The sequence below is a fragment of the Bradyrhizobium sp. AUGA SZCCT0105 genome (assembly GCF_018129565.1).
In the GTDB taxonomy this organism is placed as follows: domain Bacteria; phylum Pseudomonadota; class Alphaproteobacteria; order Rhizobiales; family Xanthobacteraceae; genus Bradyrhizobium.
In genome coordinates this window covers 174342-201012 of record NZ_JAFCMK010000004.1, presented here as the reverse complement: position 1 = coordinate 201012, position 26671 = coordinate 174342, and the positions used below count along the sequence as shown (strand labels likewise).

The 26671-nt window shown below is 64.1% G+C and carries 28 protein-coding genes; 14 read left to right on the top strand and 14 right to left on the bottom strand.

Going from position 1 to position 26671, the window contains the following annotated elements; genetic code table 11:
• The first annotated feature begins 19 nt into the window (after positions 1–19).
• The 5 genes from JQ573_RS20570 (at position 20) to JQ573_RS20550 (ending at position 4487) form a co-directional block, all read left to right on the top strand.
• Positions 20–706, top strand: a complete 687-nt coding sequence (locus tag JQ573_RS20570) for an isoprenylcysteine carboxylmethyltransferase family protein (protein WP_212316753.1) — start codon at positions 20–22, stop codon at positions 704–706.
• A 154-nt stretch (positions 707–860) separates the two neighbouring features.
• Positions 861–1493, top strand: a complete 633-nt coding sequence (locus JQ573_RS20565) for an HAD-IA family hydrolase (RefSeq protein ID WP_212316751.1) — start codon at positions 861–863, stop codon at positions 1491–1493.
• A 175-nt stretch (positions 1494–1668) separates the two neighbouring features.
• Positions 1669–1992, top strand: a complete 324-nt coding sequence (locus tag JQ573_RS20560) for a hypothetical protein (protein WP_173639424.1) — start codon at positions 1669–1671, stop codon at positions 1990–1992.
• Between the two features lie 164 nt (positions 1993–2156).
• The gene (locus JQ573_RS20555; RefSeq protein ID WP_212316750.1) at positions 2157–3104 is read left to right on the top strand and encodes a MoxR family ATPase; all 948 of its coding nucleotides are present in this window, start codon (positions 2157–2159) and stop codon (positions 3102–3104) included.
• Positions 3105–3110: 6 nt separating this feature from the next.
• Complete coding sequence (locus JQ573_RS20550) at positions 3111–4487, top strand: VWA domain-containing protein (RefSeq protein ID WP_212316748.1); 1377 nt, start codon at positions 3111–3113, stop codon at positions 4485–4487.
• Between the two features lie 113 nt (positions 4488–4600).
• Here JQ573_RS20550 and JQ573_RS20545 read toward each other — a convergent pair whose 3' ends face one another.
• On the bottom strand, positions 4601–5128 hold the full coding sequence (locus tag JQ573_RS20545) for a hypothetical protein (RefSeq protein WP_249132056.1): 528 nt from the start codon (positions 5126–5128) through the stop codon (positions 4601–4603).
• Between the two features lie 331 nt (positions 5129–5459).
• Between JQ573_RS20545 and JQ573_RS20540 the strand changes: the two genes are divergently transcribed.
• A complete protein-coding gene (locus JQ573_RS20540; RefSeq protein ID WP_212316747.1) occupies positions 5460–6680 on the top strand; it encodes a DUF2235 domain-containing protein in 1221 nt (406 codons plus the stop codon).
• 244 nt (positions 6681–6924) lie between these two features.
• The gene (gene recQ / locus JQ573_RS20535) at positions 6925–8793 is read left to right on the top strand and encodes a DNA helicase RecQ (RefSeq protein WP_212316746.1); all 1869 of its coding nucleotides are present in this window, start codon (positions 6925–6927) and stop codon (positions 8791–8793) included.
• Between the two features lie 7 nt (positions 8794–8800).
• On the opposite strand, the gene JQ573_RS20530 is transcribed toward recQ, so the two are convergent.
• Complete coding sequence (locus tag JQ573_RS20530) at positions 8801–10507, bottom strand: SWIM zinc finger domain-containing protein (protein ID WP_212316745.1); 1707 nt, start codon at positions 10505–10507, stop codon at positions 8801–8803.
• Between the two features lie 383 nt (positions 10508–10890).
• On the opposite strand from JQ573_RS20530, the gene JQ573_RS20525 reads away from it, so the two are divergent.
• Complete coding sequence (locus JQ573_RS20525; RefSeq protein ID WP_212316744.1) at positions 10891–12639, top strand: NAD(P)/FAD-dependent oxidoreductase; 1749 nt, start codon at positions 10891–10893, stop codon at positions 12637–12639.
• Positions 12640–12722: 83 nt separating this feature from the next.
• Positions 12723–13664 carry a metallophosphoesterase gene (locus JQ573_RS20520; RefSeq protein ID WP_212316743.1) on the top strand — a complete coding sequence of 314 codons (942 nt, stop codon included), beginning with the start codon at positions 12723–12725 and terminating at the stop codon, positions 13662–13664.
• Between the two features lie 160 nt (positions 13665–13824).
• Here JQ573_RS20520 and JQ573_RS20515 read toward each other — a convergent pair whose 3' ends face one another.
• Complete coding sequence (locus JQ573_RS20515) at positions 13825–15090, bottom strand: S1C family serine protease (protein WP_212316742.1); 1266 nt, start codon at positions 15088–15090, stop codon at positions 13825–13827.
• Between the two features lie 277 nt (positions 15091–15367).
• Between JQ573_RS20515 and JQ573_RS20510 the strand changes: the two genes are divergently transcribed.
• A complete protein-coding gene (locus tag JQ573_RS20510; protein WP_212316741.1) occupies positions 15368–15598 on the top strand; it encodes a hypothetical protein in 231 nt (76 codons plus the stop codon).
• 125 nt (positions 15599–15723) lie between these two features.
• Here JQ573_RS20510 and JQ573_RS20505 read toward each other — a convergent pair whose 3' ends face one another.
• On the bottom strand, positions 15724–16737 hold the full coding sequence (locus JQ573_RS20505) for a 1-aminocyclopropane-1-carboxylate deaminase (RefSeq protein WP_212316739.1): 1014 nt from the start codon (positions 16735–16737) through the stop codon (positions 15724–15726).
• Between the two features lie 161 nt (positions 16738–16898).
• Here JQ573_RS20505 and JQ573_RS20500 point away from each other — a divergent pair, with 161 nt between their 5' ends.
• On the top strand, positions 16899–17363 hold the full coding sequence (locus JQ573_RS20500; RefSeq protein ID WP_092122337.1) for an Lrp/AsnC family transcriptional regulator: 465 nt from the start codon (positions 16899–16901) through the stop codon (positions 17361–17363).
• Between the two features lie 20 nt (positions 17364–17383).
• Here JQ573_RS20500 and JQ573_RS20495 read toward each other — a convergent pair whose 3' ends face one another.
• Positions 17384–17626, bottom strand: coding sequence for a hypothetical protein (locus tag JQ573_RS20495; RefSeq protein ID WP_176534192.1), 243 nt, complete (start codon positions 17624–17626; stop codon positions 17384–17386).
• 294 nt (positions 17627–17920) lie between these two features.
• On the opposite strand from JQ573_RS20495, the gene JQ573_RS20490 reads away from it, so the two are divergent.
• Together JQ573_RS20490 and JQ573_RS20485 are read left to right on the top strand one after the other, a co-directional pair.
• Positions 17921–18127: a hypothetical protein gene (locus tag JQ573_RS20490; protein WP_092122331.1), complete on the top strand. Its 207-nt coding sequence runs from the start codon at positions 17921–17923 to the stop codon at positions 18125–18127.
• A 195-nt stretch (positions 18128–18322) separates the two neighbouring features.
• Positions 18323–19456, top strand: coding sequence for a LysM peptidoglycan-binding domain-containing protein (locus JQ573_RS20485; protein WP_249132053.1), 1134 nt, complete (start codon positions 18323–18325; stop codon positions 19454–19456).
• A 20-nt stretch (positions 19457–19476) separates the two neighbouring features.
• Here JQ573_RS20485 and JQ573_RS20480 read toward each other — a convergent pair whose 3' ends face one another.
• A complete protein-coding gene (locus JQ573_RS20480) occupies positions 19477–19857 on the bottom strand; it encodes a c-type cytochrome (RefSeq protein WP_312011549.1) in 381 nt (126 codons plus the stop codon).
• On the opposite strand from JQ573_RS20480, the gene JQ573_RS20475 reads away from it, so the two are divergent.
• Positions 19841–20812 (top strand): NAD-dependent protein deacetylase, encoded by a 972-nt coding sequence (locus tag JQ573_RS20475; protein ID WP_312011548.1) that lies wholly within the window; start codon positions 19841–19843, stop codon positions 20810–20812. The genes JQ573_RS20480 and JQ573_RS20475 overlap by 17 nt on opposite strands.
• A 23-nt stretch (positions 20813–20835) precedes the next feature.
• Here the strand turns inward: JQ573_RS20475 and JQ573_RS20470 are convergent, their stop codons facing one another.
• The 8 genes from JQ573_RS20470 to JQ573_RS20435 all read right to left on the bottom strand — a co-directional run bounded on the left by JQ573_RS20470 (position 20836) and on the right by JQ573_RS20435 (position 26441).
• Positions 20836–21132, bottom strand: coding sequence for a hypothetical protein (locus JQ573_RS20470; protein WP_092122321.1), 297 nt, complete (start codon positions 21130–21132; stop codon positions 20836–20838).
• Positions 21129–21407 (bottom strand): cell division topological specificity factor MinE, encoded by a 279-nt coding sequence (minE, locus tag JQ573_RS20465; RefSeq protein WP_171948207.1) that lies wholly within the window; start codon positions 21405–21407, stop codon positions 21129–21131. Before minE ends, JQ573_RS20470 begins: the two co-directional genes overlap by 4 nt.
• Positions 21407–22222, bottom strand: coding sequence for a septum site-determining protein MinD (gene minD, locus JQ573_RS20460; RefSeq protein ID WP_212316733.1), 816 nt, complete (start codon positions 22220–22222; stop codon positions 21407–21409). Before minD ends, minE begins: the two co-directional genes overlap by 1 nt.
• A gap of 21 nt (positions 22223–22243) precedes the next feature.
• Positions 22244–22960, bottom strand: coding sequence for a septum site-determining protein MinC (minC, locus tag JQ573_RS20455; RefSeq protein WP_212316732.1), 717 nt, complete (start codon positions 22958–22960; stop codon positions 22244–22246).
• Between the two features lie 169 nt (positions 22961–23129).
• Positions 23130–23378 (bottom strand): hypothetical protein, encoded by a 249-nt coding sequence (locus JQ573_RS20450; protein WP_212316731.1) that lies wholly within the window; start codon positions 23376–23378, stop codon positions 23130–23132.
• Positions 23379–23425: 47 nt separating this feature from the next.
• A complete protein-coding gene (locus JQ573_RS20445; protein WP_249132051.1) occupies positions 23426–24142 on the bottom strand; it encodes a TetR/AcrR family transcriptional regulator in 717 nt (238 codons plus the stop codon).
• A 199-nt stretch (positions 24143–24341) separates the two neighbouring features.
• Positions 24342–25352: a phosphate ABC transporter substrate-binding protein PstS gene (gene pstS / locus JQ573_RS20440; RefSeq protein WP_212316730.1), complete on the bottom strand. Its 1011-nt coding sequence runs from the start codon at positions 25350–25352 to the stop codon at positions 24342–24344.
• Positions 25353–25544: 192 nt separating this feature from the next.
• The gene (locus JQ573_RS20435) at positions 25545–26441 is read right to left on the bottom strand and encodes a tripartite tricarboxylate transporter substrate-binding protein (RefSeq protein WP_249132131.1); all 897 of its coding nucleotides are present in this window, start codon (positions 26439–26441) and stop codon (positions 25545–25547) included.
• Between the last annotated feature and the right edge of the window lie 230 nt (positions 26442–26671).

The window sequence follows — 26671 nt, the reverse complement described above, 5'->3', positions numbered from 1 at the left end:
CCGCTCGTCGGAGAGAGACATGAACCAGAACGGCAATCCCCCTGGCATCAATCTGCGCCGCGCCGCCTGCACATTTGTGGGCCTCGGGACTCTCCTGTTTCTAGCGGCCGGCACCATACGATGGGCCGGCGCCTGGATGTTCCTGCTCGAGATCACGATCGGCGGACTGATCACCGAGGCATGGCTCGCAAGACATGATCCGGGGCTGCTGGCGGAGCGCCGCACCGCGCGCGGCCAGGCCGGGTGGGATCGCGTCATCACGACGATCATGCCGCTGTTGTGGCTGACATGGCTGCCGCTGATGGCGCTCCACGCGGTGCGCTACCAGACATCGTTCATCCCGCTCTGGCTGCAATGCGCCGGCGCGGTGATGATCGCCGCGTCGTTCTACATCGTCTACCGGACCTACCGGGAAAACAGCTACGCCGCCCCGGTCGTGAAGATCCAGCGCGAGCGCGGACATGCTGCGGTGACGACGGGGCCGTACGCCTATGTGCGGCATCCGATCTATGCCAGCGGCCTGTTGACCTATATCGGCACGCCGTTGCTGCTCGGATCCTGGTATGGCCTTGGCATCGTGCCTGTCATGGCGGCGCTGCTCGGTTTGCGGTCCATGATGGAGGAGCGGATGCTCGCTGCCGAGCTCGACGGTTATGCCGAATATCTCGGGCGCGTGCGCTACCGCCTGGTTCCGATGGTCTGGTGAGCCGTTCCGTATGGCGGAGTTTGCCGCAAACTGGCGGCTTGCCTGATCGGCGGCAATTCCAATAAAGAAGGCTGAACGCGCGTTTCCCTGTCTTCGGCCAAAACGGCCGGACGACCCGAGGCGAAGCCGCCGCCTTGCAACGGGCAGGACATTGATGATCGAGGCAGTGATCTGGGATTTCGGCGGCGTGTTGACCACCTCGCCGTTCGAGGCCTTCGCGCGCTACGAGACCGAGCGCGGCCTGCCGGTCGACATCATCCGCCGCACCAACGCCGCCAACCATCTGGAAAACGCCTGGGCCAAGTTCGAGCGCGCCGAGATCGGCATCGACGCGTTCGACGAGCTGTTCGCGACGGAATCGAAGGCGCTCGGCGCCGAGGTGCGTGGCAAGGACGTGTTGCCGCTGCTGTCCGGCGACCTGCGCCCGGAAATGGTCGAGGCGCTGAAGCGCATCAAGGCGAAATTCAAGACCGGCTGCATCACCAACAATCTGCCGTCGAACGCAATCGGCAGCCATAGCGGACGCACGCTCTATGTTGCCGAGGTGATGTCGCTGTTCGACCACGTCATCGAGTCCGCGAAGATCGGCCTGCGCAAGCCGAACCCGCGCATCTACCAGATGATGGTGGAGACGCTGCGGGTGAACCCGAAGAACTGCGTCTATCTCGACGATCTCGGTGTCAACCTGAAGCCGGCGCGCGAGGTGGGCATGACCACGATCAAGGTCGCGGACGCCGCGCAGGCGATCTCCGAGCTCGAAGCGGCGACCGGCCTCACGCTGAGGTGAAGCGGCCTGGCGGCATATTCACTCCGCATTCAGGCGGCAGTCACTAATTCTCAGCCTCCCCTTGGGTCACGGCGCGACCATGAAATCGCATCGTGATCCCATTCCTGGTCTGAGCATGACGTTCCGGAAAAGCCGACGTTCACTTCTCCGGATCATGCCCGCGGAGGCACATCCCATGAAACATCTCGTCGTCGCCTTGGTCTCGGCTGGTTCGCTGCTGGTCTCGGTCGCAGCGTTCGCGCAATCGACTTCAACCCCCGCACCGGCGGCAGCGCCGGCGGCGGCTCCCGCGCAAGAGAACACGTCGGCGGCAGCGCCCGTCCCCGGTGCCAAGCGCGCGGCCTGCCAGAGCGCGGCGAAGGCGCTGAAGGGACAGGACCGGCATGACCAGATGCAGCTCTGCATGGCCCAGGCGCATCTCGATTGCCTGAAGCAGGCGATCGACCAGAAGATCGTCGGCCCACAGCGCAAGGATTTCGTGAAGAGCTGCGCGGGCTAGAGGCTGCCGCTCCTCCCGTATTGCGCTCGGCGGAAATAACCCCGGAACCATGCGCTAACCCCAGCCTTTAATCCTCATGCCGTTGCGGCCAAACGAGCCTTGTGCTTTGCCCGCAACGGGAGCAGAACAGGTCCGAGTTCAAGGCAAATTCGGAGCTGATCCTCGTGGCTGACACCAGGCCCACCGCCTCGATCGAGGCCGTGGAAAGCGGCCTCGCCGCGCAAGGCTATATTGCGAGCCGGCAGATCGCGACTGCGGTCTATCTGTCGCAGCAGATCGAGAAGCCGATCCTGGTCGAAGGCCCTGCCGGCGTCGGCAAGACCGAGCTTGCGAAGGCGATCGCCGCCTGGCGCGGCCTGAAGATGATCCGCCTGCAGTGCTATGAAGGCCTCGACGAAGCCAAGGCTCTGTATGAGTGGAAATATGCCAAGCAGCTGCTCTACACCCAGATCCTGAAGGACAAGCTCGGCGAGGTGCTCGGCGGCGCGCAGACGCTGGCCGCAGCGCTCGACCAGCTCCACACCTTCGGCGACGTGTTTTTCTCCAAGGAATTCGTCGAGCCGCGGCCACTGTTGCAGGCGCTGGAGCAGCCGGCCGGCTGCGTGCTGCTGATCGACGAGATCGACAAGTCGGACGCCGAATTCGAATCGCTGCTGCTGGAAATTCTCTCCGACTTCCAGGTCACGATCCCCGAGCTCGGCACCGTCTCCGCGGTGGCGCCGCCGACCGTGATCCTGACCTCCAACAGCGAACGCGATCTCGGCGATGCCTTGAAGCGGCGCTGCATGCATCTGCATATCGGCTTCCCCGAGCAGAAGCTTGAAGAGCGCATCGTCGAGAGCCGGGTGCCCGGCATCTCGCAGACGCTGCGCAAGCAGATGGTCGGCTTCATCCACGAGATCCGCTCGCTCGACCTGAAGAAGCTGCCCTCGGTCAGCGAGGCGATCGACTGGGCCCGCGTGCTGGTTCTGCTACAAGCGAGCGAGCTCGACACCGAGATCGTCAAGGACACGCTCAACGTGCTCCTGAAATACGAGGCCGATATCGAGGCCGCGACGCCGCAGATTTCGTCCTTCATCGCCAAGGCGTCGCGCCAAGGCGTGTTCAGCTAGACCAAGATGCGCGAGAACCTGCATCGCTTCTTTCGTGCGGCGCGGGGAGCCGGGGTCCGGGTCTCGCCCGCGGAAAGCATCGATGCGATGCGAGCGGTCGCCCAGGTCGGCTTTGCCGACCGCGACATCCTGCGCGACACGTTCCTGCTGACGCTTGCCAAGACCCAGGACGAGAAGCGCTCGCTCGGCGAATGCTTTGACCTGTTCTTCAGCCAGCCCGAGCCGCAGCAGGAAAGCGCCGAGCAGAACAAGACCGACGACAACAGCGAATCCGGCGCCAACCCGTCGGCCGATGAGCATGGCGATGCGGCGGGCGGCGCCGCCAACGAGAATGTCGGGCCGCTGGCGCAGATGCTGCTGTCGCAGGATCGCGCCGCGATATCGACGGCGATCGCCAATGCCTCCGGCGCCGCCTCGCTACCCGACATCCGCTACTTCACCCAGCGCGGCATCTTCCAGACCCGCATCCTCGATGCGATGGGCATCCAGCGCCTGCGCGACGACATCGACGAGCAGACCACGCGCAATCCGGCGCTCGCCGAGCGGCTGCAGGAAGCGCTCAACGGCCTGCGCGGCACGGTTCGCGACGCGGTCTCGCAAGCCTTGCTGCTTTACGGGCGCGAAGAGACCGAAAATTTGCGCAACGAGATCCTGCGCAACGCGCCGCTGGCGCGGATCGAGCCGCGCCAGGTCGAGCAGATGCGCGCGCTGATCCGCCAGATCGCGCGCCGGCTGCGCGAGCGCTATTCCAAGCCGCGCAAGCGTCAGCGCCGCGGCCATCTCGACGTTCGCCGCACGCTGCGCCGGAACGCGGCCTGGGGCGGCGTGCCGTTCCTCACCGCGTGGAAGCGCAAGCATCGCGACCGGCCGAAGATCGTCGCGCTGTGCGACGTCTCGGGTTCGGTTGCCCGCGTGTCGGACTTCTTCCTGCTCCTGATCCACAGCCTGCACGAGGTGGTCGACGACGTCCGCTCGTTCGCCTTCTCGGGCCACCTGATCGAGGTCAGCGACATCCTGGAATCGAAATCGCCGGAAGAGGCGATGAAGGAGATCATGTCCAAGGTCGGCTTCGGCTCGTCCGACTATGGCAATTCGTTCGCCGATTTCGAGCACAATTGGATGAGCGCGATCACGCCGCAGACCACGGTGATCGTGCTCGGCGACGCCCGCAGCAACAATCTCGATCCGCGCGCCGACATCCTGCGTCGCATCGGCGAGCGCTCCAAGCGCCTGGTGTGGCTCAACCCCGAAGGCCGCATGGTCTGGGGCTTCGGCGATTCCGAGATGCCGCGCTACGCGACCTTCTGCACCGTGGTGCGCCAATGCGCGACCGCCCGGCAGCTCGAGCGCGCCGTCTCCGACATCGTGGCGACGTATCAGTAGATCGCCAGCGCTTTAGAGCGTTTTCGAGCGAAGTGGACACCGGTTCGCGTGAAGAAAAACGCGTCAAAACAAAAATCTAGAGCTTCGGTCCTGATTCAATCAGAACCGAAGCTCTAGAGGCGAAGCGAGTCGCTGTGGAATTGCCATCCGACGAACGCAACCAGCGTCAGCGCGATCGAGGCAAAGATGCTCACGAGCTTGATCGTCGTGATCGCCTTCAGGATCGAAACGGAACGTGCCGCCGCATGCGGGTCGCCGTGCAGCAACAACCAGGCCAGCAAGCAATCCTCGATCAGGTCGCTCAGCAGATACACGGCCGGCACGACCAGGCCGAGCCACGCTGCGGTCGGATAGATCTGGTTGAGCCAGTATGATGACGCCGCGCCCATCGCGCCCGCCAGCGCCAGCATGACGACGAGATCGAGCGGGAACAGAATCGGGAAGACATATTTCATCCGGAGATCGGATTGCACCAGCTCGCCGAGCTGATCGCCGGTGTAGCTCAGCGTCTTCTCTGGAAAGCGGGTCCGGAATCTATCGGCGAAAACGCGATCGGAGTAGCTGCCGACCCACCAGAACAGTCCGAACGCACTCACCACCAATCCCGCGAGAATGATCGTCACGAGAGCTTGGTGGCTCATGCCGATCCGTTCCTGTCCAGGCTGCGGAAGCTGCGGAAAGCAGCGGGCAAGATGATCGCGCGCACCGGCGAAATCCCTGAAGGGGAGAAAATATCGACGCAATATCGCAATGACTGTCGATGAGATTTCCACCTTTTCCAAAGTGTTGCAATTGAATTCTGCGGATCGCCGTGGAGTGCGCGCGCGCGACCGATGCCGGCCGCAGACTCCAGAACGACAGTCGGCGTTCATGCCGCGTACACAGAACCGCCTTCAATTGGAGATTGAATCATCCCCGTGTTCTGCCGTACATAGAGGTCGCGAATTTTCACGGCGGCCGCGGGGGCAACGGATGCCGAAGGATCTTGTGATTTGTTGCGACGGCACCGGCAACGAGATCGGCGCCAATATTTCCAACGTCCTGAAGCTGTTTCGCGTCGCCGACAAGGATGACCGGCAGCGTATCTACTATCATCCGGGTCTCGGCACGATCGGCCTGCAGAACAGCTGGGGCCGCTTCAAGCAGGAGGTGCGCGGCCTTTTCGGGCTGGCCTTCGGTGCCGGTCTCGACGAGGACACGCTTGGCGCCTACCAGTTTTTGTGCCGGCTCTGGGAGCCCGGCGACCGGGTCTGGATGTTCGGCTTCAGCCGCGGCGCCTATACCGTGCGCACGCTGGCGGCCTTCGTCCATGTAATGGGCCTCCTGCCGGTCGACCAGCTCGATATCGCGGACTACGCGTTCAACACCTACAAGAAAGCCAGCTCCGACTCCCAGAAATCGGACGGCACGTTCGACGATGCCCCGCTGAAGGAAGCCTGGCACTTCAGCCAGATCGCCGGCGGGCGCAACATCGACATCGAGTTCGTCGGAGTCTGGGACACCGTCGCCTCGATCATCGTGCCGCGGCAGGACAACTTCCTGTTCGACATCCAGACGCTGCTGTTCACCCGCACCAATTCCAGTGTCAGGCGATTCCGCCAGGCGATCTCGATCGATGAACGCAGGCGCATGTTCCGCCTCAACCGCTGGATCGAACCGCAGAAGTTCCGCTCCGATCCATTCAATCCGGCAACGGAGGTGGAGCAGGACATTCGCCAGGTCTGGTTCGCCGGCGTGCACTCCGACGTCGGCGGCGGCTATCCCGAGGACCAGAGCGGGCCGTCAAAGTTTCCGCTGATCTGGATGCTCGAGCAGGCCAGGTCCGCCGGGCTGCACATGGATCAGGCGCTGATCGATCATCTCGCCTGGGGGATGCCGCTGCCGCCGCACAAGCACGACTACGTGCCGCCGAGCGCGACGGCTCCGCTGCACAATTCGCTGACCGCCGCCTGGGAAATCCTGGAATGGATTCCGAAGAGCGACAAATGGAAGGAATGGCCGGAACGGAAGTCCTTCCTCGGCTTCTATCTGCCGCGCGGCGAGCCGCGGCCTATACCGGAGGGGGCGACCATCCACGCCTCGGTGCTGGAGCGCATGGACAAGGATCCGGCCTACCGGCCGATCAACCTGCCGAAGACCTACAAGGTCGAGCCAATGACGCCGCCACCGGCGCCGCCCGCTCCGGCGGCCTGACAACGTCAGAGTTTCCTATCCTGAGGCGCTTTTCTTTACGCGAAGCGGCATCCACTTCGCTCGAAAGCGCTTTGCGAATCGATCGGTATCCTTGATCCGCGTGCGGCTGAGCTCAGCCGACCGTATCGGCGCGCGCGATGGCCGGCTGCCATTGCCTCAATTGAGTTTATCGCAGGACGGTGTATTAACACGTTTCGTTCCGGAATCGTTCGATCCGGGAACCCGAATCGCCCTCTCAGGGATCATGACCGCCCAACCAGCCCTCGATCATGCATCCGCTTCGCCTCGCGACGCGCGGTCCGTGCTCAGTTCCGTGTTCGGCCTGTCGGGCTTCCGCGGTGCGCAGGAGAAGATCGTCCGCCATGTCACCGATGGCGGCAATTGCCTGGTGCTGATGCCGACCGGCGGCGGCAAGTCGCTGTGCTACCAGCTGCCGTCGCTGCTGCGCGACGGCTGCGGCATCGTGGTGTCGCCCTTGATCGCGCTGATGCGTGACCAGGTCGCGGGCCTCTCCGAGGCCGGCGTCAACGCCGCGGTGCTGAACTCGACGCTGTCCTATCAGGAAGCCTCCGAGGTCGAGCGGCGGCTGCTCGCGGGCGATCTCGACCTGCTCTATGTTGCGCCGGAACGGCTGCTGACGCCACGCTGCCTCAATCTGCTGGGCCAGGCGCAGATCGCGCTGTTTGCGATCGACGAGGCGCATTGCGTCTCGCAATGGGGCCATGACTTCCGCCCGGAATATATCGGCCTGTCCGCACTCGCCGAGCGCTTCCCCAAGGTGCCGCGCATCGCGCTGACGGCGACCGCGGATGCGATGACGCGAAAGGAGATCGCCGAGCGGCTGTCACTCACCGACGCACCGGAGTTCGTCGCAAGCTTCGACCGCCCCAACATCCGCTACGAGATCGTCGACAAGCAGAACGCCACCACGCAGCTGAAGTCCTTCATCAAGGAGCGGCATACCGGCGATGCCGGTGTGGTCTATTGCCTGTCCCGCGCCAAGGTCGAGGACGTCGCGGCATCGCTGAGCGAGGCCGGCATTCCCGCGCTGCCCTATCACGCCGGGCTCGACGCCAGCGTGCGCGCCCGGCATCAGGATCGCTTCCTCAATGAGGACGGCATCGTGATCGTTGCCACGATTGCGTTCGGCATGGGCATCGACAAGCCCGACGTGCGCTTCGTCGCGCATCTCGATTTGCCCAAGAGCATCGAGGCCTACTACCAGGAAACCGGACGCGCCGGGCGCGACGGCAAGCCGTCGGCTGCGTGGATGGCCTATGGTCTCTCCGACATCGTGCAGCAGCGCCGCATGATCGACGAATCGACCGGCTCCGACGCCTTCAAGCGCGTCTCGATCGGCAAGCTCGACGCGCTGGTTGCGCTCGCGGAGACGGTGCATTGCCGGCGCCAGCGCCTGCTCGGCTATTTCGGCGAGACCCGCACGGACGAAAGCTGCGGCAATTGCGACAACTGCCTGACGCCGCCGCGTGTCCGCGACGGCAGGGTGCTCGCACAGAAGCTATTGTCCTGCGTCTATCGCACCGGACAACGCTTCGGCGCCATGCACCTGATCGACGTGCTGGTGGGGCGGCTGACCGAACGCGTCAAGCAGTTCAATCACGACCAATTGTCGGTGTTCGGCATCGGCCGCGAGCTCAACGAGAAGCAATGGCGCGCGGTGCTGCGCCAGCTGGTGGCAATGGGCCATCTGCGCGCCGACAGCGACGCCTTTGGCGCGCTGAAGCTGACCGACAGCGCCCGCGGTGTGCTGAAAGGCGAGACCGCGGTGATGCTGCGCGAGCAGCCGGAAGGCGCGCGCAATCGCGCGGTCCGCGGCAAGTCGCGCCGCGGCGAGCTCGCGCCCGCCGCCGACAGCCCCGGCGGGATCGCAAGCCCAGCGCTGCATGCGGCGCTGCGCGCCTGGCGCTCGGAGGTCGCGCGGCAGCGCGGCGTGCCGGCCTATGTGGTGCTGCACGATTCGACCATCGACGGCATCGCCGCGATGCGGCCGGATACGCTGGACGAACTGCGCAACGTCGCCGGGATCGGCGACAAGAAGCTCGAGCATTACGGCGACGAGCTGATCCGGATCGTGAAAAGGACGGAAGGCTGAACCAACCTCAAGATACCATCTTCGACGTCAACAGCTTGATAAAATTCCGCTTCGCCTTGTGGCGCGTCATGAGGTCAGCGAGGTAGGCCGAATGTTGGATGGCTCCGTCAAGCCGCCGCATCCGTTTGATCATAGCGTGAGCGTCGCTGTAGTTGCCCTGGCCACCTAGCCGAACCTTGCGTTCGACCAGCTGAGCATAGGCCTTCAACGCCTCGGCAGGAAGATCCGTTTCGCTCGCCCTGGCGAGTTCTTCCATCAGAATTTCGCGGCATCCGTGCTTGTCGGCAGCCGCCCATGCGTCTGCCAGCAGACCCTCCGCCATGAGCACTCGAACCAGAACCTCGGCTGCTCCGAACACACTCCATTCCGATTGCGAACCAGACTTCCCCGCTCGGACGCTCAGCGCGGCGATGGCCTTGTCGCGGACGAGGATCTGGGCGTTGCAATCGCCGGCGTCGGATTTCAATCGCAGGTACAGCTCGACGCTGGGTTCCCGACTGAACAGCTTCCAGAGCCGTTCGTTGGCGTCTTCATTTCGGCCGCTGCGCTGAAGCAGACCACAGGTAAAGAGAACCAGACGCTGGTCGGGCTCATCCTCGAATTTCCACAACCCCTCTTCAGCCCATTTCAGCGCTTCCTGTTCCCGTCCGTTGTCGAGACAGAGCTGAGCAATACCGAGATAGTCATACGCAGTCGACAGATCACTCGCCCGAATGGCGATGCCCGCGTCGACATCACCGTCTCGTTCAGCAAAGCGCTCCATCATAGCCCGAAGCGCATATTCTCCGCCGGTCCGGATCTCGGTTCGCCTCCCTCGCCTGGATCTTATCTTTTGCCACGCTTCGGTCGCCAGCCTGCGATACTCGGCTAGCCCCGCCGTACCCAAGACATCAGCATAGGTCTCGCTCGCGCCAAAGAAGAAGTCCCAGTCGGAATTGACTTCGCGGGCAAACAGCACGCGCGCCAATTCGATGGAATCAGGCTTTGCCTGCTCGCAGGCGGCAAGATGAATTTCGCAGGCCCGCGCGTAGCAAGCTCCCCCGCCGCCATCGGAATCATCGACCTTGGTCAGCGCCTCGTCCATTCGTCCGAAGAAATGATCGAGCAGTTCGAGGACAAGCAACGCTCTCCCGCCTCCGAGCAGAACCGAAATGCGATCAAGTGCGCCATCAATGTGACGCACCCAGTCGCGCATGTCGCGATATTCGATGTAGCCGCGGACGCGGGTCGCGTCAGTGATGGCTCTCTTGAGTTGTGCGCTCAGCGTGGCATCGTCGGCCGAGTCGAGCGCGGCCGACAGCTCCAGCTCCTCAAGCAATTTGGGAGCGCGCTCAGCGAGTCCAATAATCATTTCGACAAGACGATCGATGCCCTTCGCGCGCAGATGATCACGGATCTTGCCAAGCCGGTTCGAGGCCTGTCCCAGTTCGTCCGGCTCCAGATTGTTGACGGTCAAGGCTACCGCGGTCAGATGCTTGCAGAAGCCTCGATCGGCGAAGGCCTGACAAGTGCAAGCGCCGGAAAAGATCTCGCCTTGGCCGGTCAGCTCACAGCGATAGATTTCAGTACCTGCTACCCGCGCAACCACGCGGGCCTCGTCGATCGTGATGATCTCCACCCGCCGATCCGCCTGATAAGCGCTGCCGCGAGCAAAGGTCTTGTCACCAGCGACCTCGCGCAACGCCGCGAGATCGAATCGGTCGGTCCGTAGCATAGCCTCAATATCGGAGGCGGATCGCTTTCGGGCTTGCGCCATATGGACGGCCCATTGCTCTCGAGAGGTTCGATAGCCCGGACTATATCCGACTGCGCCGACCCCGACGAGATTCGAGGGTCTCAAGATCACAGGGATTGACGACAGTCCCCTGTTCCGTCATCTGCCGCTCTTGCTGTTCGCGGCCTCGCGCGCAAGGTTCAGCGCCTCGCCTGAAGCAGCGCCCGGATACCGCAGCCCTCCGCCCAGCGGCATAGGAGCCATACCCGGCGCGGCAACCCATGTGCTTGCGGGCCGCGTCGCCCTCGCCCTAATCTTTTGCCCAACGCGTCCACCGAGGCGCGGACAAGTCATAACGACAAGAGATAGGGAAGAGACGGGCCATGGCTCAGGAGAGCACCGCGCGCAAAGCTGCGCGCCCTGCCGAAAGTGGAACGTTCGACGCCGTCGTGATCGGTGCAGGGTTCGCCGGCATGTACATGCTGCATCGGCTGCGCGGGCTCGGCTTCACCGCGCGGGTCTATGAGGCCGGCGGCGGCGTCGGCGGCACCTGGTATTGGAATCGCTATCCCGGCGCGCGCTGCGACGTCGAGAGCCTGCAATACTCCTTCTCGTTCTCCGAGGAACTCGATCAGGACTGGAGCTGGTCGGAGAAATATTCTCCGCAGCCCGAAATTCTCGCCTACGCCAACCACGTCGCCGACCGCTTCGACCTGCGCAGCCAGATCGTGTTCGACACCCGCGTCACCGCGGCGACGTTCGACGAGAAGGCAGGCAGCTGGTTGATCGAAACCGATCGCGGCGACAGGGTCACCGCCAAATTCTGCATCATGGCGGTGGGCTGCCTGTCGGCGCCGAACCGACCCGCTTTCCCCGGGATGGCGGATTTCCGCGGACCAATCTATCACACCGGCGAATGGCCGCATGAGGGTGTCGACTTCACCGGCCTGCGCGTCGGCGTCATCGGAACCGGATCGTCCGCGATCCAGTCGATCCCGATCATCGCGCAGCAGGCGTCCGAGCTCACCGTGTTCCAGCGTACCGCGACCTGGTCGGTGCCGGCATGGAACGAGCGCCTGTCGGCGGAGTATCTGAAGGAAGCCAAGGCGCATTATCCGGAGCTGCGCGCGAAAGCACGTGCGCGCCCGACCGGCTTCTACTTTCAGTTCAACGCCCAGCCCGCCTTACAGGCAAGCGAGCACGAACGCGAGCGGCTGTATGAGGAAGCCTGGCAGCGCGGCGGCCTGCCCTTCCTCGGCGCGTTCGGCGACCTCTTGTTCGAGAAGGCCGCCAACGACACCATCGCCGATTTCGCACGCGAGAAGATCCGCGGCATCGTCAAGGATCCCGCCACTGCCGAGCTGCTGTGCCCGCAAAACGTGTTCGGCTGCAAGCGGCTCTGCGTCGATACCAACTATTTCGAGACCTACAATCTGCCGCATGTGAAGCTGGTCGACGTGTCGAAGACGCCGATCGAGCGCTTCACCACCGAGGGCATTGTGGTCGACGGCACCGAATACAAGTTCGATGCGATCGTCTCCGCCACCGGCTTTGCCGCCATGACGGGCTCGTTCGACAAGATCGCGATCACCGGCCGCGGCGGGCAGACGCTCGCCGAAAAATGGCAGGCCGGCCCGCGCGCCTATCTCGGCCTCGCCTCGGAGGGATTTCCGAACCTGTTCATGATCACCGGGCCCGGCAGCCCATCGGTGCTCGCGAGCATGATCCAGGCGATCGAGCAGCATGTCGACTGGCTGGCGGACTGCATCAGCCACATGCGCGACATCGGCGCAGGCACGATCGAGGCGGTCCGCGACGATGAGGACGCCTGGGTCGCCCATGTCAACGACGTCTCCACGGTATCGCTGCGCTCGACCTGCAGCTCCTGGTATGTCGGCGCCAACATCCCGGGCCGTCCCCGCGTGTTCATGCCCTATATCGGCGGCTTCCCGATCTATGTGCAGAAATGCAATGAGGTGATGAATTCGGGCTATGACGGCTTCGTGCTGCAGGGTGCGCGCAAAGCCAACACGCCGCCGCAGGTCCGCTTCACCGAGCGCTGGCAGGTGCCGCTCGACATCGAGGTGATCTCGCCGGCCGCGGTTGCCGCCAAGCGCGTCCCCATGGTCTGAGCTTCCGCGGTATCCCCGCCGGGATTGCGCATGATAGTGTCGCGCCGGGTTCGCGTTTCGCATCGCGGGCCGCACGGGGGACGATGGCCGACACGGCATTGCAGGGATTGGTCGAGCGGATCGGCGCGGATCACGTCGTGCGCCGACTCGGAATCGAGGCCGCGCATGAGAAGCAACTGTTCGGCCAAGGCACACTCGTGTTCAACGTCGAGAACTGGAAGCTGGCGCCATGGGTCGTCGAAACTGCGCTCAAGCTGACCGGCCTCCATGGCCGCGCGCGGCGCAACGCCGACCGGGTCGAGGTAAGGCGCAACCTGGTGACGTCGACGCGCCTGCCGGCGGCGTTCGACGGCTTCACCATCCTTCATCTCAGCGATCTCCACGCCGACATCAGCCAGGGAGCGATGCGGCATCTGGCTGACATCGTCCGCTATGTCGCTTGCGACATCTGCGTCCTCACCGGCGATTATCGCGGCAAGACGTTTGGCCCGTTCGAAACCAGTCTCGCGCTGATGAAGGATCTCTGCGCACTGATCAAGCTGCCGCTCTACGGCATCCTCGGCAACCACGACAGCATCCGCATGACGCCGGCGCTGGAAGCGATGGGCATCAGGATGCTGTTCAACGAGCAGGAGCCGATCACGCGCGATGGCGCGACGATCCATCTCGCCGGCATCGACGATGCGCATTTCTATCGCACCGACGACATTGCAAAATCTGCCGCGGCGATCCCGCGCGATGCGTTCTCGATCCTGCTCGCGCATACGCCGGAATCCTATCGCGAGGCGGCAGCGGCCGGCTTCGACCTGATGCTGAGCGGCCATACCCATGGCGGCCAGCTCTGCCTGCCCGGCGGCATCGCGATCAAGCTGGAGGCGCGGCTGCCGCGCCGGATGGGCCGGGGCGCCTGGCGGTTCGGCGAACTTGCCGGCTACACCTCGGCCGGCGCCGGCACCAGCCTTGCGCCGGTGCGGCTGAACTGCCCGGCCGAGATCACGGTGCATACGCTGCGCCGGCTCGGCTGATACCCGCCCGTACGTCGCAGGCGCGCACGGCCAAAATATCGAAAACAACCCCATGCAAAGTAGCCGGCGGCTGCCCGGACTTTCGCAGGGAATGACGTGTGGCCGATCGCCATATGCGATCGCCCTGCCGTAAGGATGGGGAGAGGGAGTAGCGGAGGTCTCAATTGCCCTTCTTCGCGCTCGCGCTCTGCTCGTCCACCGTGCAGGTGATCAACAGGGTGTAGCCGCGCGCATCCTTGGCGATATCGGACGTCTCCTTCTTGGTCCCGTCGCGCCATTCGGCGGTCCGGTACATCACCGCGCTGTTGTCAAGGAAGTCGCGCAGCGCGCCGGTCTTGATGGCGAAGTTGATGTTTTCCGGGATCGATCCCGTGGCCCGCGCCATCCTGACCGCGTCGAGCTTCGCGGCCACCACGCCGACCACGGCGCCGCCGAGATCGAACAGCGGCCCACCGCTGTTGCCGGGCTGTACCGCGGCGCTGATCTGCAGATGACGCGTGTCGTTGAGGATGCCGCTCAGCGAAGAAACGATGCCCGTGGTCACCGTGAAATCGGATGTCAGCAGGCCATGATAGGGGTAGCCGATCGCCACGACTCCGTCGCCAACCCGAATCGAGTTCTGCCGGATGCTCGCGACATCCTTGAACGGGGACGGCGCCTGCAGCAGCGCGAGATCGTTGGTCTCGTCGTCGGACACTAACCGCAATTTGACAGCCGCCGCACCGCTCAGATTGCCCGTGATCTCGCTGCAACCATCGACGACATGATGGTTGGTGACGACGTGACCGCTATCGCTGACGACGAAGCCGGTGCCGGTGCCTGATCTCGCCTGCTTCGCGGGCGGCGCGTTGGGTGCAGCAGCCTGTTGCGGCGGCGCGGCCGCAGGCTTTGTCGCGACCGCGAACTCGCCGGCGTTGGAGACGCCGTTCTTCTTCACCGAGACCACGCAGTTGAGCAGCGCCGGCAACAGCTGCGCGGTCTGATTGAGGTTGAACTGAAACAATTGCCCCTGCGCGAACGCCGTCATCTGGCGCGCCTTGCGGAACTGGTTGATCAGCGCCGAATTCACCGGCATCTCGACATTCACGAGCTTCTCGCCGAGCGGCATGCCGTAGACATTGAACGCAGGCTGGCCGTCGAAGGTCAGCGCAAGCGGAAAGGCTTCGCCCGGCGTCAAACGCCAACTGTCATGAGCCAAGCCCAGCCGCCAGCTGCCATTCGCGGCAACCGCCACCATGAAGAAGATGCCGCTCTGGTAGGTGCTCCCCGCCGAGCAATGCGTGAACGCACCGCTCTTGTCGTCGGTGAAGGCGCCGCCCTTCCAATTGCCGACCGTGATCGAGCCGTAGGGACCGCGGGCGCTCGATGGAGTTGCGGACGCAAACAGCCACGCGGCCACAACGGCCGCCCAGATCGCAACTCTCATGACATGCACTCCCCAGCCACAACCCCTTATAGGAGGCGGAGAAATTCATCCGCAAGTGGTGCGCGGCTTGGCCTTTGGTCCAGCGGCCACGCAATACCGCCGCGGATGAGGCGATCACCACACCCTCTGGTTACACATGGCATGTTCCTATTATGTTCCTGAAATGTCAACCCGGACATAGTCCAGCCGCCGCGCCAGGCGGACGCTATTGCGGCTCCCGAACCGAAGACTGCGCCGGCGGATTTGGATCGCTGAACCAGCAGCGGGATGCCAGCCCATGAACGCCGATACCGATCAGGAAAATGCCGGCATAGAGTTCGACCGCGTGGTTCAGCGCCAGCAGGCGGGCGCGCAACACGGCGCCGTGGCCCGGGTAAGCCCAAAACCAATGCCCCACCGCGACGATGCCGACGCCGAGCGCGGCGATGGCTCGGCCGGCTGCATTCATCATCCTCACGCGAAGGTCTCCCGACTCGCCCGGCACGACGAAAATACCGGGCGAAGCTGACGCGGACCTGACGCAGGACGGACGGGACCTGTAGCCCGGATGAAGCGAAGCGAAATCCGGGGCCTCGGTTGTCCCGGATTGCGCTTCGCTCCATCCGGGCTACGAAATGAGAAGCGTCGCCTGCCTCAGCCGTTCCTGAACGCGTAGGCGTAGCCGTTGAGCGCCGGCGCGCCGCCGAGATGGGCGTAGAGCACCTTCGACCCGGCCGGGAAGAAACCCTTCTGCACCAGATCGATCATGCCCTGCATCGATTTCCCCTCGTAGACAGGGTCGGTGATCATGCCCTCCAGCCGCGCGCTGAGCCGGATCGCCGCCTTGGTCTCTTCCGACGGCACGCCATAGGCGGGATAAGCGTAGTCCTCGATCAGCACGACATCATCCTCGACAATGTCGCGGCCGAGCTCGACCAGATCAGCGGTGTTCTGCGCGATCGACAGCACCTGTGCCTTGGTCTGCGCAGGCGTGAACGAACCATCGATGCCGATCACGTTGCGCGCGCGCCCGTCGGCGGCGAAGCCGACCAGCATGCCGGCATGGGTCGAGCCGGTCACCGTGCAGACGATGATGTAGTCGAACTTGACGCCGAGCTGACGCTCCTGCGCGCGCACCTCTTCGGCGAAGCCGACATAGCCGAGCCCACCATATTTGTGCACGGAAGCGCCGGCCGGGATCGCGTAGGGCTTGCCGCCCGCCGCCTTCACTTCCTCGATCGCCTGTTCCCAGCTCTGGCGGATGCCGATGTCAAAACCTTCGTCGACCAGGCGCACATCCGCGCCCATCACGCGCGAGAGCAGGATGTTGCCGACGCGGTCATAGACTGCGTCCTCATGCGGCACCCAGCTTTCCTGCACCAGCCGGCACTTCATGCCGATCTTGGCCGCAACCGCCGCAACCATGCGCGTATGGTTCGACTGCACGCCGCCGATCGACACCAGCGTGTCGGCGTTGGAGGCGATCGCGTCGGGGATGATGTATTCGAGCTTGCGCAGCTTGTTGCCGCCGAAGGCGAGCCCGGAATTGCAATCCTCGCGCTTGGCATAGAGCTCGACCTTGCCGCCGAGGTGCTTGGACAGCCGATCGAGCTTCTCGATGGCGGTCGGCCCGAAGGTGAGCGGGTAGCGTGCGAACTTCTCCAGCATACTGGCATCCTCTTTGGTGGTCTGGAACGGCGGCCAGAACTATCACTACAGCTGCGAAAGGTGCTCTCTAAGTCAGGCCGCCCGATCGCCGAAGATTGCTGAATTTGCACTGGATGATATGTTTTCTCTCACATTACTGGCTAACAATGAGAGATTCTTCCATGTCCGCCCGACTCGACCGCATCGACCTCAAGATGTTGAGATTGCTGCAAAAGAACGGCCGGCTCAGCAACGCCGAGCTGGCCGACCAGGTCGGCGTCAGCCCCGCCACCTGCCATCGCCGGACCCAGGCGCTGTTCGACGAGGGCTTTCTCAGCGGCGTCCGCGCCATGGTCGCGCCGCGCAAGGTCGGCAAGGGCGCTCTGGTGATGGTCGGCGTCGTGCTCGACCGCTCGACGCCGGAGAGCTTTGCGAGCTTCGAGCAGGCGGTGGCGAAGCTGAAGTTCGTGCTCGACTGTCACCTCGTCGCCGGCGACTTCGATTATTTCCTCAAGATCCGCGTCGGCGACATGGAGGATTTCAACCGCATCCATGGCGACCAGCTGATCGCGCTGCCCGGTGTGCGGCAGACCCGCACCTTCTTCGTGATGAAGGAGGTGGTGGACAATGCGGAGCTGGAGTTCTGAGCTGCGGTTCCGCTCAGCACCTACTTCGAAGCTTTGGCGATCTTGTGCGCGAGGTGGCCGGTCTGATGATCTCTGCGGAGTTGGCTCAGCGAGGTCTCGTTCAACGCAGCCAGGACATCGCTCAGCTTCTCGGTTTCGGGATAACCCGCCGCGAAACCTGGCCCGTAAACCTTGCGCAAGGTGCGGAGCAGCGTGTTGCCGTGCTTGCCGCTGATTTCGCCATCCTTGTTGGGATGCCGGTGGTCGAGACCTGCCTTGCTCATGTTGCTCTCCCTTGTACCATTGGCTGGCAGCATCTGCCTGCGGAGATCAAATGGCAATTGAGGCCGCAAACGGCCGGGAACCCACCCAACACTCTCACCCATCCTTGGTCGAAGGCGAGTATTCGGTGGCTATTTGCGGCGAATTCGGTCAATGTAACCAACGTGCTCCTGCGGACTCCGGAGAGGCCTGACGCGGCTATCGAACAGCAAGCCGCGTCCATACGGGAAGCCACAGCTCCATTGCGTCACAGCACAGTCCTGCGTGAGAGCACCCCCAACTGCAGAGGTGGACAGATGTCATATGCCTACAAGCTGAATGAAGACGTTCACCACCGGGCCCAGGGGCCGCAAGGTCGCGCCGAGGCCGATGAGCCGGCGGTCTACACCATCATTCAACGCATGCCGATTGAGGCAGACGGGCGGCTTCGATACCGAATCAGGAGCAAGGCAGGCAATATCGAGCGCGTGGTGACGGAAGAGCAGCTGACGTACTCGCAATAGGCAATGCGCCGCCGGGGTTCTGAGCCAGACGCGATCCCCTACAGCTGCGGCGTCGGCCAGCCTGCCCGAGAGGAGTAGTCCTTTCATTCGACTTGATGGGCCGCGCAAATCGGCGCAGTCTCTTTCCGGACTCCCCACAGGGCTGCAGGGTCGCGCGCGTGGATGCGCGGGTCGATTCATCCGGGGATGACCGTCATGAACGTCACGGCGATGAGACTGGCCATACCGTTGCTGGCACTTGCGGCCGGCGGCACCGCTGCGTTCATCTTCGGCATCCATCAAACCCAACAGATCCTGGGCGTAAACACCCGCTTGATGGCGACGGCGCCATCCGCGCCCACGCAAGACCAAGACAAGACTGCGCTGGCAAAGACGCAGACCGAGACCGCGGCGCTGGCCAACGCTTTGGCAGGACCGTCGCCAACACCGGGCGGCAACGCGGTGCCGGAGTTCGACGTCGTCAGCATCGAGCCGACCGGCGAGACCGTTGTCGCCGGCCGGGCGCTCCCTGGCGCGACGGTGGAATTGCTGCGCAATGGCGAGGTGCATGATCGCGCCGTGGCGGACAAGTCCGGCCAGTTCGTCATGGTGCCGCGCCCGCTTCCGCCGGGAAACTATGACCTCACCCTGCGCATCACGCATGACGGCAAGCAGATGACCTCCAAGCAGAGCGTGGCAGTGGCGCTCGACGCTGCGGCCAGCGAGCGGCCGATGGTCGCGCTGATGGCGCCGGACAAGCCGATCCGCGTGCTGTCGCAACCTGCGGCAGCGACGCACGGGAAGGTGGCTGTCGAGGCCGTCGAGACCGAACCGGGCGGCAAGCTCCATGTCAGCGCTCAGGCAACTCCCGGCGCGAACGTCAGGCTCTATCTCAACGACAGTCTGATCACATCCGCGACTGCCGACGCAGCGGGGCACCTCTCGGTCACGATCAACAAGGGCGTAACGACCGGCGATTATCGGATCCGGCTTGACGACGTCGACCCCGGCTCAGGCAAGGTCCGCGCGCGTGCCGAAGTGCCGTTCAACGTTCCGGACACGACGACGACCGCATCGATCCCGGCGCCTGCGGCATCGTCCGGCCGTACGGATGGGACCACGCCGCAGGTTGCGGCGGCAACCACCGCCGCATTGAGCTCACCCTCCGCCGTGATCGTGCCGAAGATCACCACGACCACCGTGGCGCGCGGCGACAGCCTGTGGCGGATCAGCCAGCGCGCATTGGGTGCCGGCCAGCGCTACGCGGTGATCTATCGGGCCAACTCGCAGCAGATCCGTAATCCCAATTTGATCTATCCCGGCCAGGTCTTTGTGCTGCCGGCACGGTGAGGCCGGCATTCCGGCAACGCTCACTTGCCGGGGGATTTCAGGAAGGCGACGATCTTGGCGCGATCCTCCGCCGAGCGCACGCCGGTATGCGGCTTCATGCCGTTGCCCGACACCACGGCTTCGGGATCCTCGATGAAGCGCAGCAGCGCGCTGTCATCCCAGACAATGTCGGATGATTTCATCGCCTCCGAGCAGGGAAAGTTCGCCAAGGATCCGGCCTTGCGGCCGATGATGCCGTGCAGGTTCGGGCCGACACGATTGTCCCCCTCCTTGACGGTGTGGCAGGTGCGGCAAGAATTATTGAACGCCTGCTCGCCGGACACGCCCGCATCCTCGCCATGGGACGGCGACAAAAGCAGGGACATCAGGCCGCAAACGACGACGATGAATCCTGGCCGCATCGGTCTCTCCCTCGGCAATTGCGCTAAGCAAGACAGTTTGCAACATCCCTCCCCGGCCGCCATGCGGTCAACGCAGAGGCCACGCGAAGGGTCCTCATCTGGCAGGCCCCACATCTGGCGCAGGCATGCCCGCCACACTAGATGTGCTGCCATGCAGCACCCCGCCCTTGAGGATTTCGTCGCCGGCCACCAGCGCCTGTTTGTCCTGACCGGGGCCGGCTGCAGCACCAATTCCGGCATTCCCGACTATCGCGACAGCGACGGCAACTGGAAGCGGACGCGGCCGGTGACGATCCAGGCATTCCTGGGTGAGGCGGCGACGCGCCAGCGCTACTGGGCGCGCAGCATGGTCGGCTGGCGGCGGTTTGGTCGCGCGATGCCAAATGGTGCGCATCGCGCCCTGGCGAAGCTCGAACAACAAGGCCGCTGCGAGCTGCTGCTGACGCAAAATGTCGACCGCCTGCATCAGGCCGCGGGCAGCCAGCGCGTGATCGACCTGCACGGCCGGCTCGATGTGGTGCGCTGCCTCGGCTGCGGCGCGACGACGCCCCGCGAGCAGTTTCAGGGCGAGCTGGCGCGGCTGAATCCCGCCTGGCTCGCGCTCGATGCCGTCGATGCCCCTGACGGCGATGCCGATCTCGAGCAGGATTTTTCGTCGTTCGTGGTGCCGGCCTGCGAGGCCTGCGGCGGCGTGCTGAAACCCGACGTGGTGTTCTTCGGCGAGAACGTGCCGCGCGACACCGTTGCGTCGGCGCAGGCGCATCTCGAGCAGGCCGACGCTCTCCTGGTCGTCGGCTCCTCGCTGATGGTCTATTCCGGGTTTCGCTTCGTCCGGATGGCGGAGCAGCGCGGCTTGCCGATCGCCGGGGTCAATCTCGGCCGCACCCGCGCCGACGAGCTGCTCACGCTCAAGATCGAGGACCAGTGCGAGACGGCGCTGGCGTTTTTGCTATAGGCCAGCGCCGTTCGCCCGCGCTCTCACGCGCGATGGCGCTGCGACTTGGCCATCGGCATGTTGGCGTTCCAGTGCGTCCAGCTGACGCTGGCGAGGCTGCCGCGGTCCGTTGCCAACGGACGACGCGTGCGGCGCTCGTACTCGGCGATGCAGCGGCCTGATTCGCCGATCTTGCGCTGCAATTCGTCGATCGTCATCTGCGTCGCGCGGCCGCAATTGGCCTTGCCGAGCTGATCGACCTCGATCGCCTTCAACGCCGCACGCAGCTTCTTCAGCTGCGCGCGCTGCCAGGCGATGTGACTGTTGCTGTCTGCTGTCATGTGGCCGCCACCATCTTTGATCGTTGCACGCCGTTGGGAACCTCGATGTCGACTTCGAGCATCGAAACGAACTTGCCCCGGTCCATCCGGACCACGACCTTGTCGGGATCGACATCGATATGCTTGGAGACCACGCCCAGGATTTCCGAGCGGAGCATCTCTAGAAGGTCCGGCGTGCCGGTCCGGCCGCGCTCATGCGAAAGCAGGATCTGCAACCGCTCCCGCGCGACGGGCGCCGATGCAGAGCGGCCGCCGAACAGCCGCATTACGTTCATCATGCCGCCCTCCGTCGCAGCAGCCGGTCCATCAACCCCTTGCGCTCGACCGGCACGATCATCTCGACCGCCTCGCCCATCAGGCGGCGCACCGCGTCGGTATAGGCCCGCGCCGGCGCGCTGCTTGCAGCGTTCAGCGTGACCGGGCAGCCGACATTGGAGGCGCGCAGCACGTCCTGGCTTTCGGGGACGATGCCGAGCAGCGGCGTGGCAAGGATCTCCAGAATGTCGTCGATCGACAGCATCTCGCCGCGCGCGGCGCGGGCGCTGTCATAGCGGGTGACCAGCAGATGCTTCTCGACCCGCTCGCCACGCTCGGCGCGAGCCGTCTTGGAATCCAGCATGCCGATGATGCGGTCGGAATCGCGCACCGACGACACTTCCGGATTGGTGACGATGATCGCCTCGTCGGCATAGCGCATCGCGAGCGTCGCGCCGCGCTCGATGCCGGCCGGGCTGTCGCACAGGATCCAGTCGAACTTGGTCTTGAGATCGGCGATCACGCGCTTGACGCCTTCTTCGGTCAGCGCGTCCTTGTCGCGGGTCTGCGACGCCGGCAGCAGCCAGAGATTCTCCAACCGCTTGTCGCGGATCAAGGCCTGCGGCAGCTTGGCGACGCCCTGCACCACATTGATGAGGTCGAACACGACCCGCCGTTCCGCGCCCATCACCAAATCGAGGTTACGCAGGCCGACGTCGAAATCGATGACGACGACGTTCTGGCCCATTTGCGCGAGCGCCGCGCCAAGCGCGGCGGTGGAGGTCGTCTTGCCGACCCCGCCCTTCCCAGACGTCACGACCAATACCTTGGCCATTCTCTCTCTCCTTGTGGTCGATCAGTTCAAAGCTGTGATGCGCAGCATCTCGCCCTCGAGCCACGCCTGGGCGGGCCGGTTGCGCAAGCTGTCGGCGATTTCATCTGCGGTCTGGTAGTAGCCGTCGATGGCGAGCAGTTCGGCCTCGATCCTCTGGCAGAAGATCCGGGCCGCCGAATTGCCGTTGATGCCGGCCATCGCGCGGCCGCGCAGCGTGCCGTAGACATGGATCGAGCCGCCGGCGACGATCTCGGCGCCGGAGCCGACCGAGCCGAGCACGGTGACGTCGCCCTCGGCGAACACGATCGACTGGCCGGAACGCACCGGGCTTTCCAGCAGCAGCGACGGCAGCTTGGTCTTGTCCTTGTCTTTGTTCTTTTCCTGCGCCGGCGGCGTCTTCGGCTCGACATGGGTGATCGCGCAGGCGCGGCCGCCGGTCAGAAGCGGCGGCAGGTTGGCGCCGAGCTTGGATTCGTCGACGCCCTCGATGCCGAGAATGCGGATGTTGCGTTCAGCGAGGCTGCCGACCAGATGCGCGATCGCGGCCTGGCTGAGGTCGACCGCCGAAAGGTCGAGCACCACAGGCTTGCCGGCGAAGAAGCCCGGCGACTTTCCCAGCGTCGCGTCGATCTCGGCGAGCCAGGACACGACCGGCACGACGGGCGAGAAAACGAACGCAACATAGGAACGGCCGCGCATGCGGACCTGCTGACGTGCCACCTGTTGAGTTGCGTCCATCGCCTCTGACTCGGTTCTCTTGTCGAATGGTTAACAATCGGACCGCATGGTTAATCAAAGGTTAACGGAAGGAGGTGTTTTCACGGATTTGCGAGGACTGCTCCTCGGACAACCGCTGTTGGCTGCGACCTGTTGCCTGGACGCATGATTCTGGGACCGGCGGCGAGGATCAACGCCGCGACGGCGATCGCTCGGCCTGCACCGATGCATCGAACACCGCGCGGCATGACGGGCTGAGCTGCTCGACCTGCGCCGCCATGCAATCCCTGATCCGGCCGCGATCCGGAATGTAGGCGCCGCACAGGCGGACCGCGTCACCCATGCAGGCTTGACGCTGCATGGATTCGTTCAGTCCGGACTGGGCCATGGCGGGCGCGATGGTTGCACCGAGAAGCACGAGGGCAAGACGAAGTTTCATGGATCACTCTCTCACTGGCAGGTTGAAGTGTTGGTCGAGGCTGGATGTCACGACAGCGGCTTGCGGCCGTTGCCGGCTGCGGGTTCGGCGTCGGCTTGCGACGGCGGAAGATGCAGAAGCGTTGCGATCGTCGTATCGAGCAGCTGCGTCCGCCCTGTCTCGGGATCGATCTCGGGCGCAAACCGGCCGAGCAGCATCGGAAAGGCCGGCGGCTGGTTGAGCGCCGCGTTGAGCAACGCAAAGAACAGCGCCGGATGGCTGCTGCGGATGATGCCCGCCGCGATGCCGGCCTCGAAGAGCTCGCGCGCGCTCTCATAGGCCGGACGCAGCAGCTTTTCGGTCACCATTGCGGAGCGCTCCGGCGCTTCCGCACCGTGGCGAACCACGAAGTCCCTCACCTGCGGATGCGAGGCATAGAACGTGGCGACGCGGATGATGAGATCGCGCAGCCGGTCGGCCAGCGAACGGCGCGTGTCGGTGGCGATGGTGTGCACCTCGGCCATCACAGGCTCCGCAAGCGTCACGATGCGGTCGAGGCAGGCCTCCCATAGCGCGGCCTTGTTGCCGAAGTGGACGCGCACGAGATTCGGCGCGACGCCCGCTGCCGCGGCGACGCTACGCAGGTCGGCGCCGTCGAAACCGAGGCTCGCAAAGGCCTCGGTCGCCGCGATCAGCAGCGCCTGGCGGCCGTCGGGCATGTCCTTGCTGCGGCGTCCCTTGGGCCGGGAGGCCGGCAGCGCGGCGGCAGTCGTCGTTCCAATCATCGCTCACCAAATATGTTCAGACGAACATATAAATTGGTAAGTCCGCATTTCAAGTTCGAGGCACGATCTAAAAGCGCATAACATTCAGGTAGATAGATGAAATGCCGCGAATGTGAGCGTGGCGGTCAACCGCCGAAGAAAAAGCCGGCGTCAACCGACGCCGGCTTCATGCCATTGAGCGGATCCGAAAGTGGGCAGCTCAGCTCTTGACGTCAGCAGCCCAGGTCTTCTCGATCTGCTTCACGACGCTGTCCGGCATCGGGATGTAGTCGAGCTCTTCCGCGCTCTTGGCGCCCTTGTCAAAGGCGAACTTGAAGAACTTGAGCGCTTCCTTCGAGGCCGCCTTGTCGGTCGCGTCCTTGTGCAACAGGATGAACGTCGAAGCGACGATCGGCCAGGACTTGTCGCCCGGCTGGTCGGTCAGGATCAGGTAGTAGCCGGGCGCGTTGGTCCAGTCGGCGTTCGACGCCGCAGCCTGGAACGCTTCGTTGGTCGGCTGAATGGTCTTGCCCGCCTTGTTGATCAACGCGGTGTAGGTCAGCTTGTTCTGCTTGGCGTAGGCATACTCGACATAGCCGATCGAGTTCTTGGCCTGCGCGATATTGCCCGCAACGCCTTCGTTGCCCTTGGCGCCGACGCCGACCGGCCATTCGACCGCGGTGCCGGAACCGATCTTGCTCTTCCAATCCGGGCTGACCTTGCTCAGATAGTCGGTGAAGTTGAAAGTCGTTCCCGAACCGTCGGCGCGATGAACCACCGAGATCGCCTCGGATGGCAGCTTGGCCTTCGGATTGAGCTTCTTGATCGCGGCGTCATCCCACTTGGTGATCTTGCCGAGGAAAATGTTGGCAAGCGTCGGACCGTCGAGAACCAGATCGCCGGCCTTCACGCCGTCGAGGTTCACCACCGGAACGATCGCCCCCATGATCATCGGCCACTGCGCAAGACCGTCCTTCTGCAACTGGTCGGACTTCAGCGGCGCGTCGGTGGCACCGAAGGTCACGGTGTTGGCTTCAATCTGCTTGATGCCGGCACCCGAACCGATCGACTGGTAATTCACGCCACTGCCTGAATCCTTCTTGTAGGCGTCGGCCCATTTGGAGAGGACAGGGAAGATAAATGTCGAACCGGCACCGGTGATGTCGGCTGCGAAGCTCGGCGTCGCCATAGCCACCAGACTGGCGGCCACGATTGTCTTGACGATTTTCATGTTGATCTCCGTGGAAACGCGAGAGGTCTCGCGCGCGCGATGCTCTCGTAAGCTGTCGCAACGTTTTTTCGGAGGCCCATGACGACGGGATGACAGTGGCCCCTGACCTTCGGCCTACGTCAAAAGTTCGGAACCGCACGGGATACCGCCTGTCGCGGTTCCCTTGAGTTTGACGGAGCGTCGCGCTGGAAGTTATTCCGCCTTGATGTTGGCCGACTTGACGATCGGCCACCACTTCTCGACCTCGGCGGCTTGATGGTCGCGCAGCGCGGCGGGGCTCTGTCTATCCGGTGACGGGATCTCCTGCCCGAGTTCGGCGAAGCGTTGCCGGACGACGGGCTCGGCGAGCGCCGACGTCACCGCCTTCGACAGAACAGATACGATATCGGCCGGCGTGCCCTTCGGCGCCCAGATGCCGTGCCAATAGGCGATGTAGAGACCCGGCAGTCCGGCTTCGTCGACGGTCGGAATATCGGGTGCCGATGCGAGCCGCGACGACGCTGTCACCGCAAAGGCCTTCACGGTCCCGCTCTTCACCTGCGGCAGCGAGTTGGAGGCCTGATCGAACATGATGTCGATATGCCCGGCCATCAGATCGTTCAGCGCGGGACCAGCGCCGCGATACGGCACGAAGGAGAAGTTCGTGTTCGTCAACTGCTGGAAGAACACGCCCGCGACATGCGCGCCCGAACCCGGGCCCGCGGTGCCGGCGGTGGCCTTGTCGCCATTGGTCTTGAGCCAGGCGATCAGCTCGTTCAGATTCTGCGCCGGCAGATCGGGCCGTCCGATGATGAGCTGCGGTCCGCTCGCGATCAGTGCAATCGGCGCGAATTCGCGCACGTCATATTGCAGCTGATAGATCGCGCCGTTGAGGCAATGCGTGCCCCAGTGCCCGATCGTGATCGTGGTGCCGTCCGGCGCCGCGCGCGAGGCGCGCAGGCCCGCGACAGTGCCGGAGGCGCCCGTGACATTCTCGATGATGACGGGATGGCCGAGCGTATTGCGCATATATTCGGCGAGGATCCGCGCCAGCACGTCGGTCGGCCCACCGGCGGCGAACGGCACGATCAAAGTGATGGGGCGCGCCATGGTCTCGGCGCGCGCGCGACGGGAAGCAAGCGGCAGCGTCGCCGCGCCGAGCGCGAGTTGCAGGAATGGCCGGCGAGACATGTTGGGCATGCGCGTTCCCCCTCATGCTCTCATAGAGCCGGCAGTGTCGCGCGGTCCAGCGTAAGACGTCAGAGACGTGATGTCCGCGTTTGAACGGCAAAGCTTGTCGTTGCGCGGCGTCGCCCGGCCGGCGCGTCGCCCAGATTGGG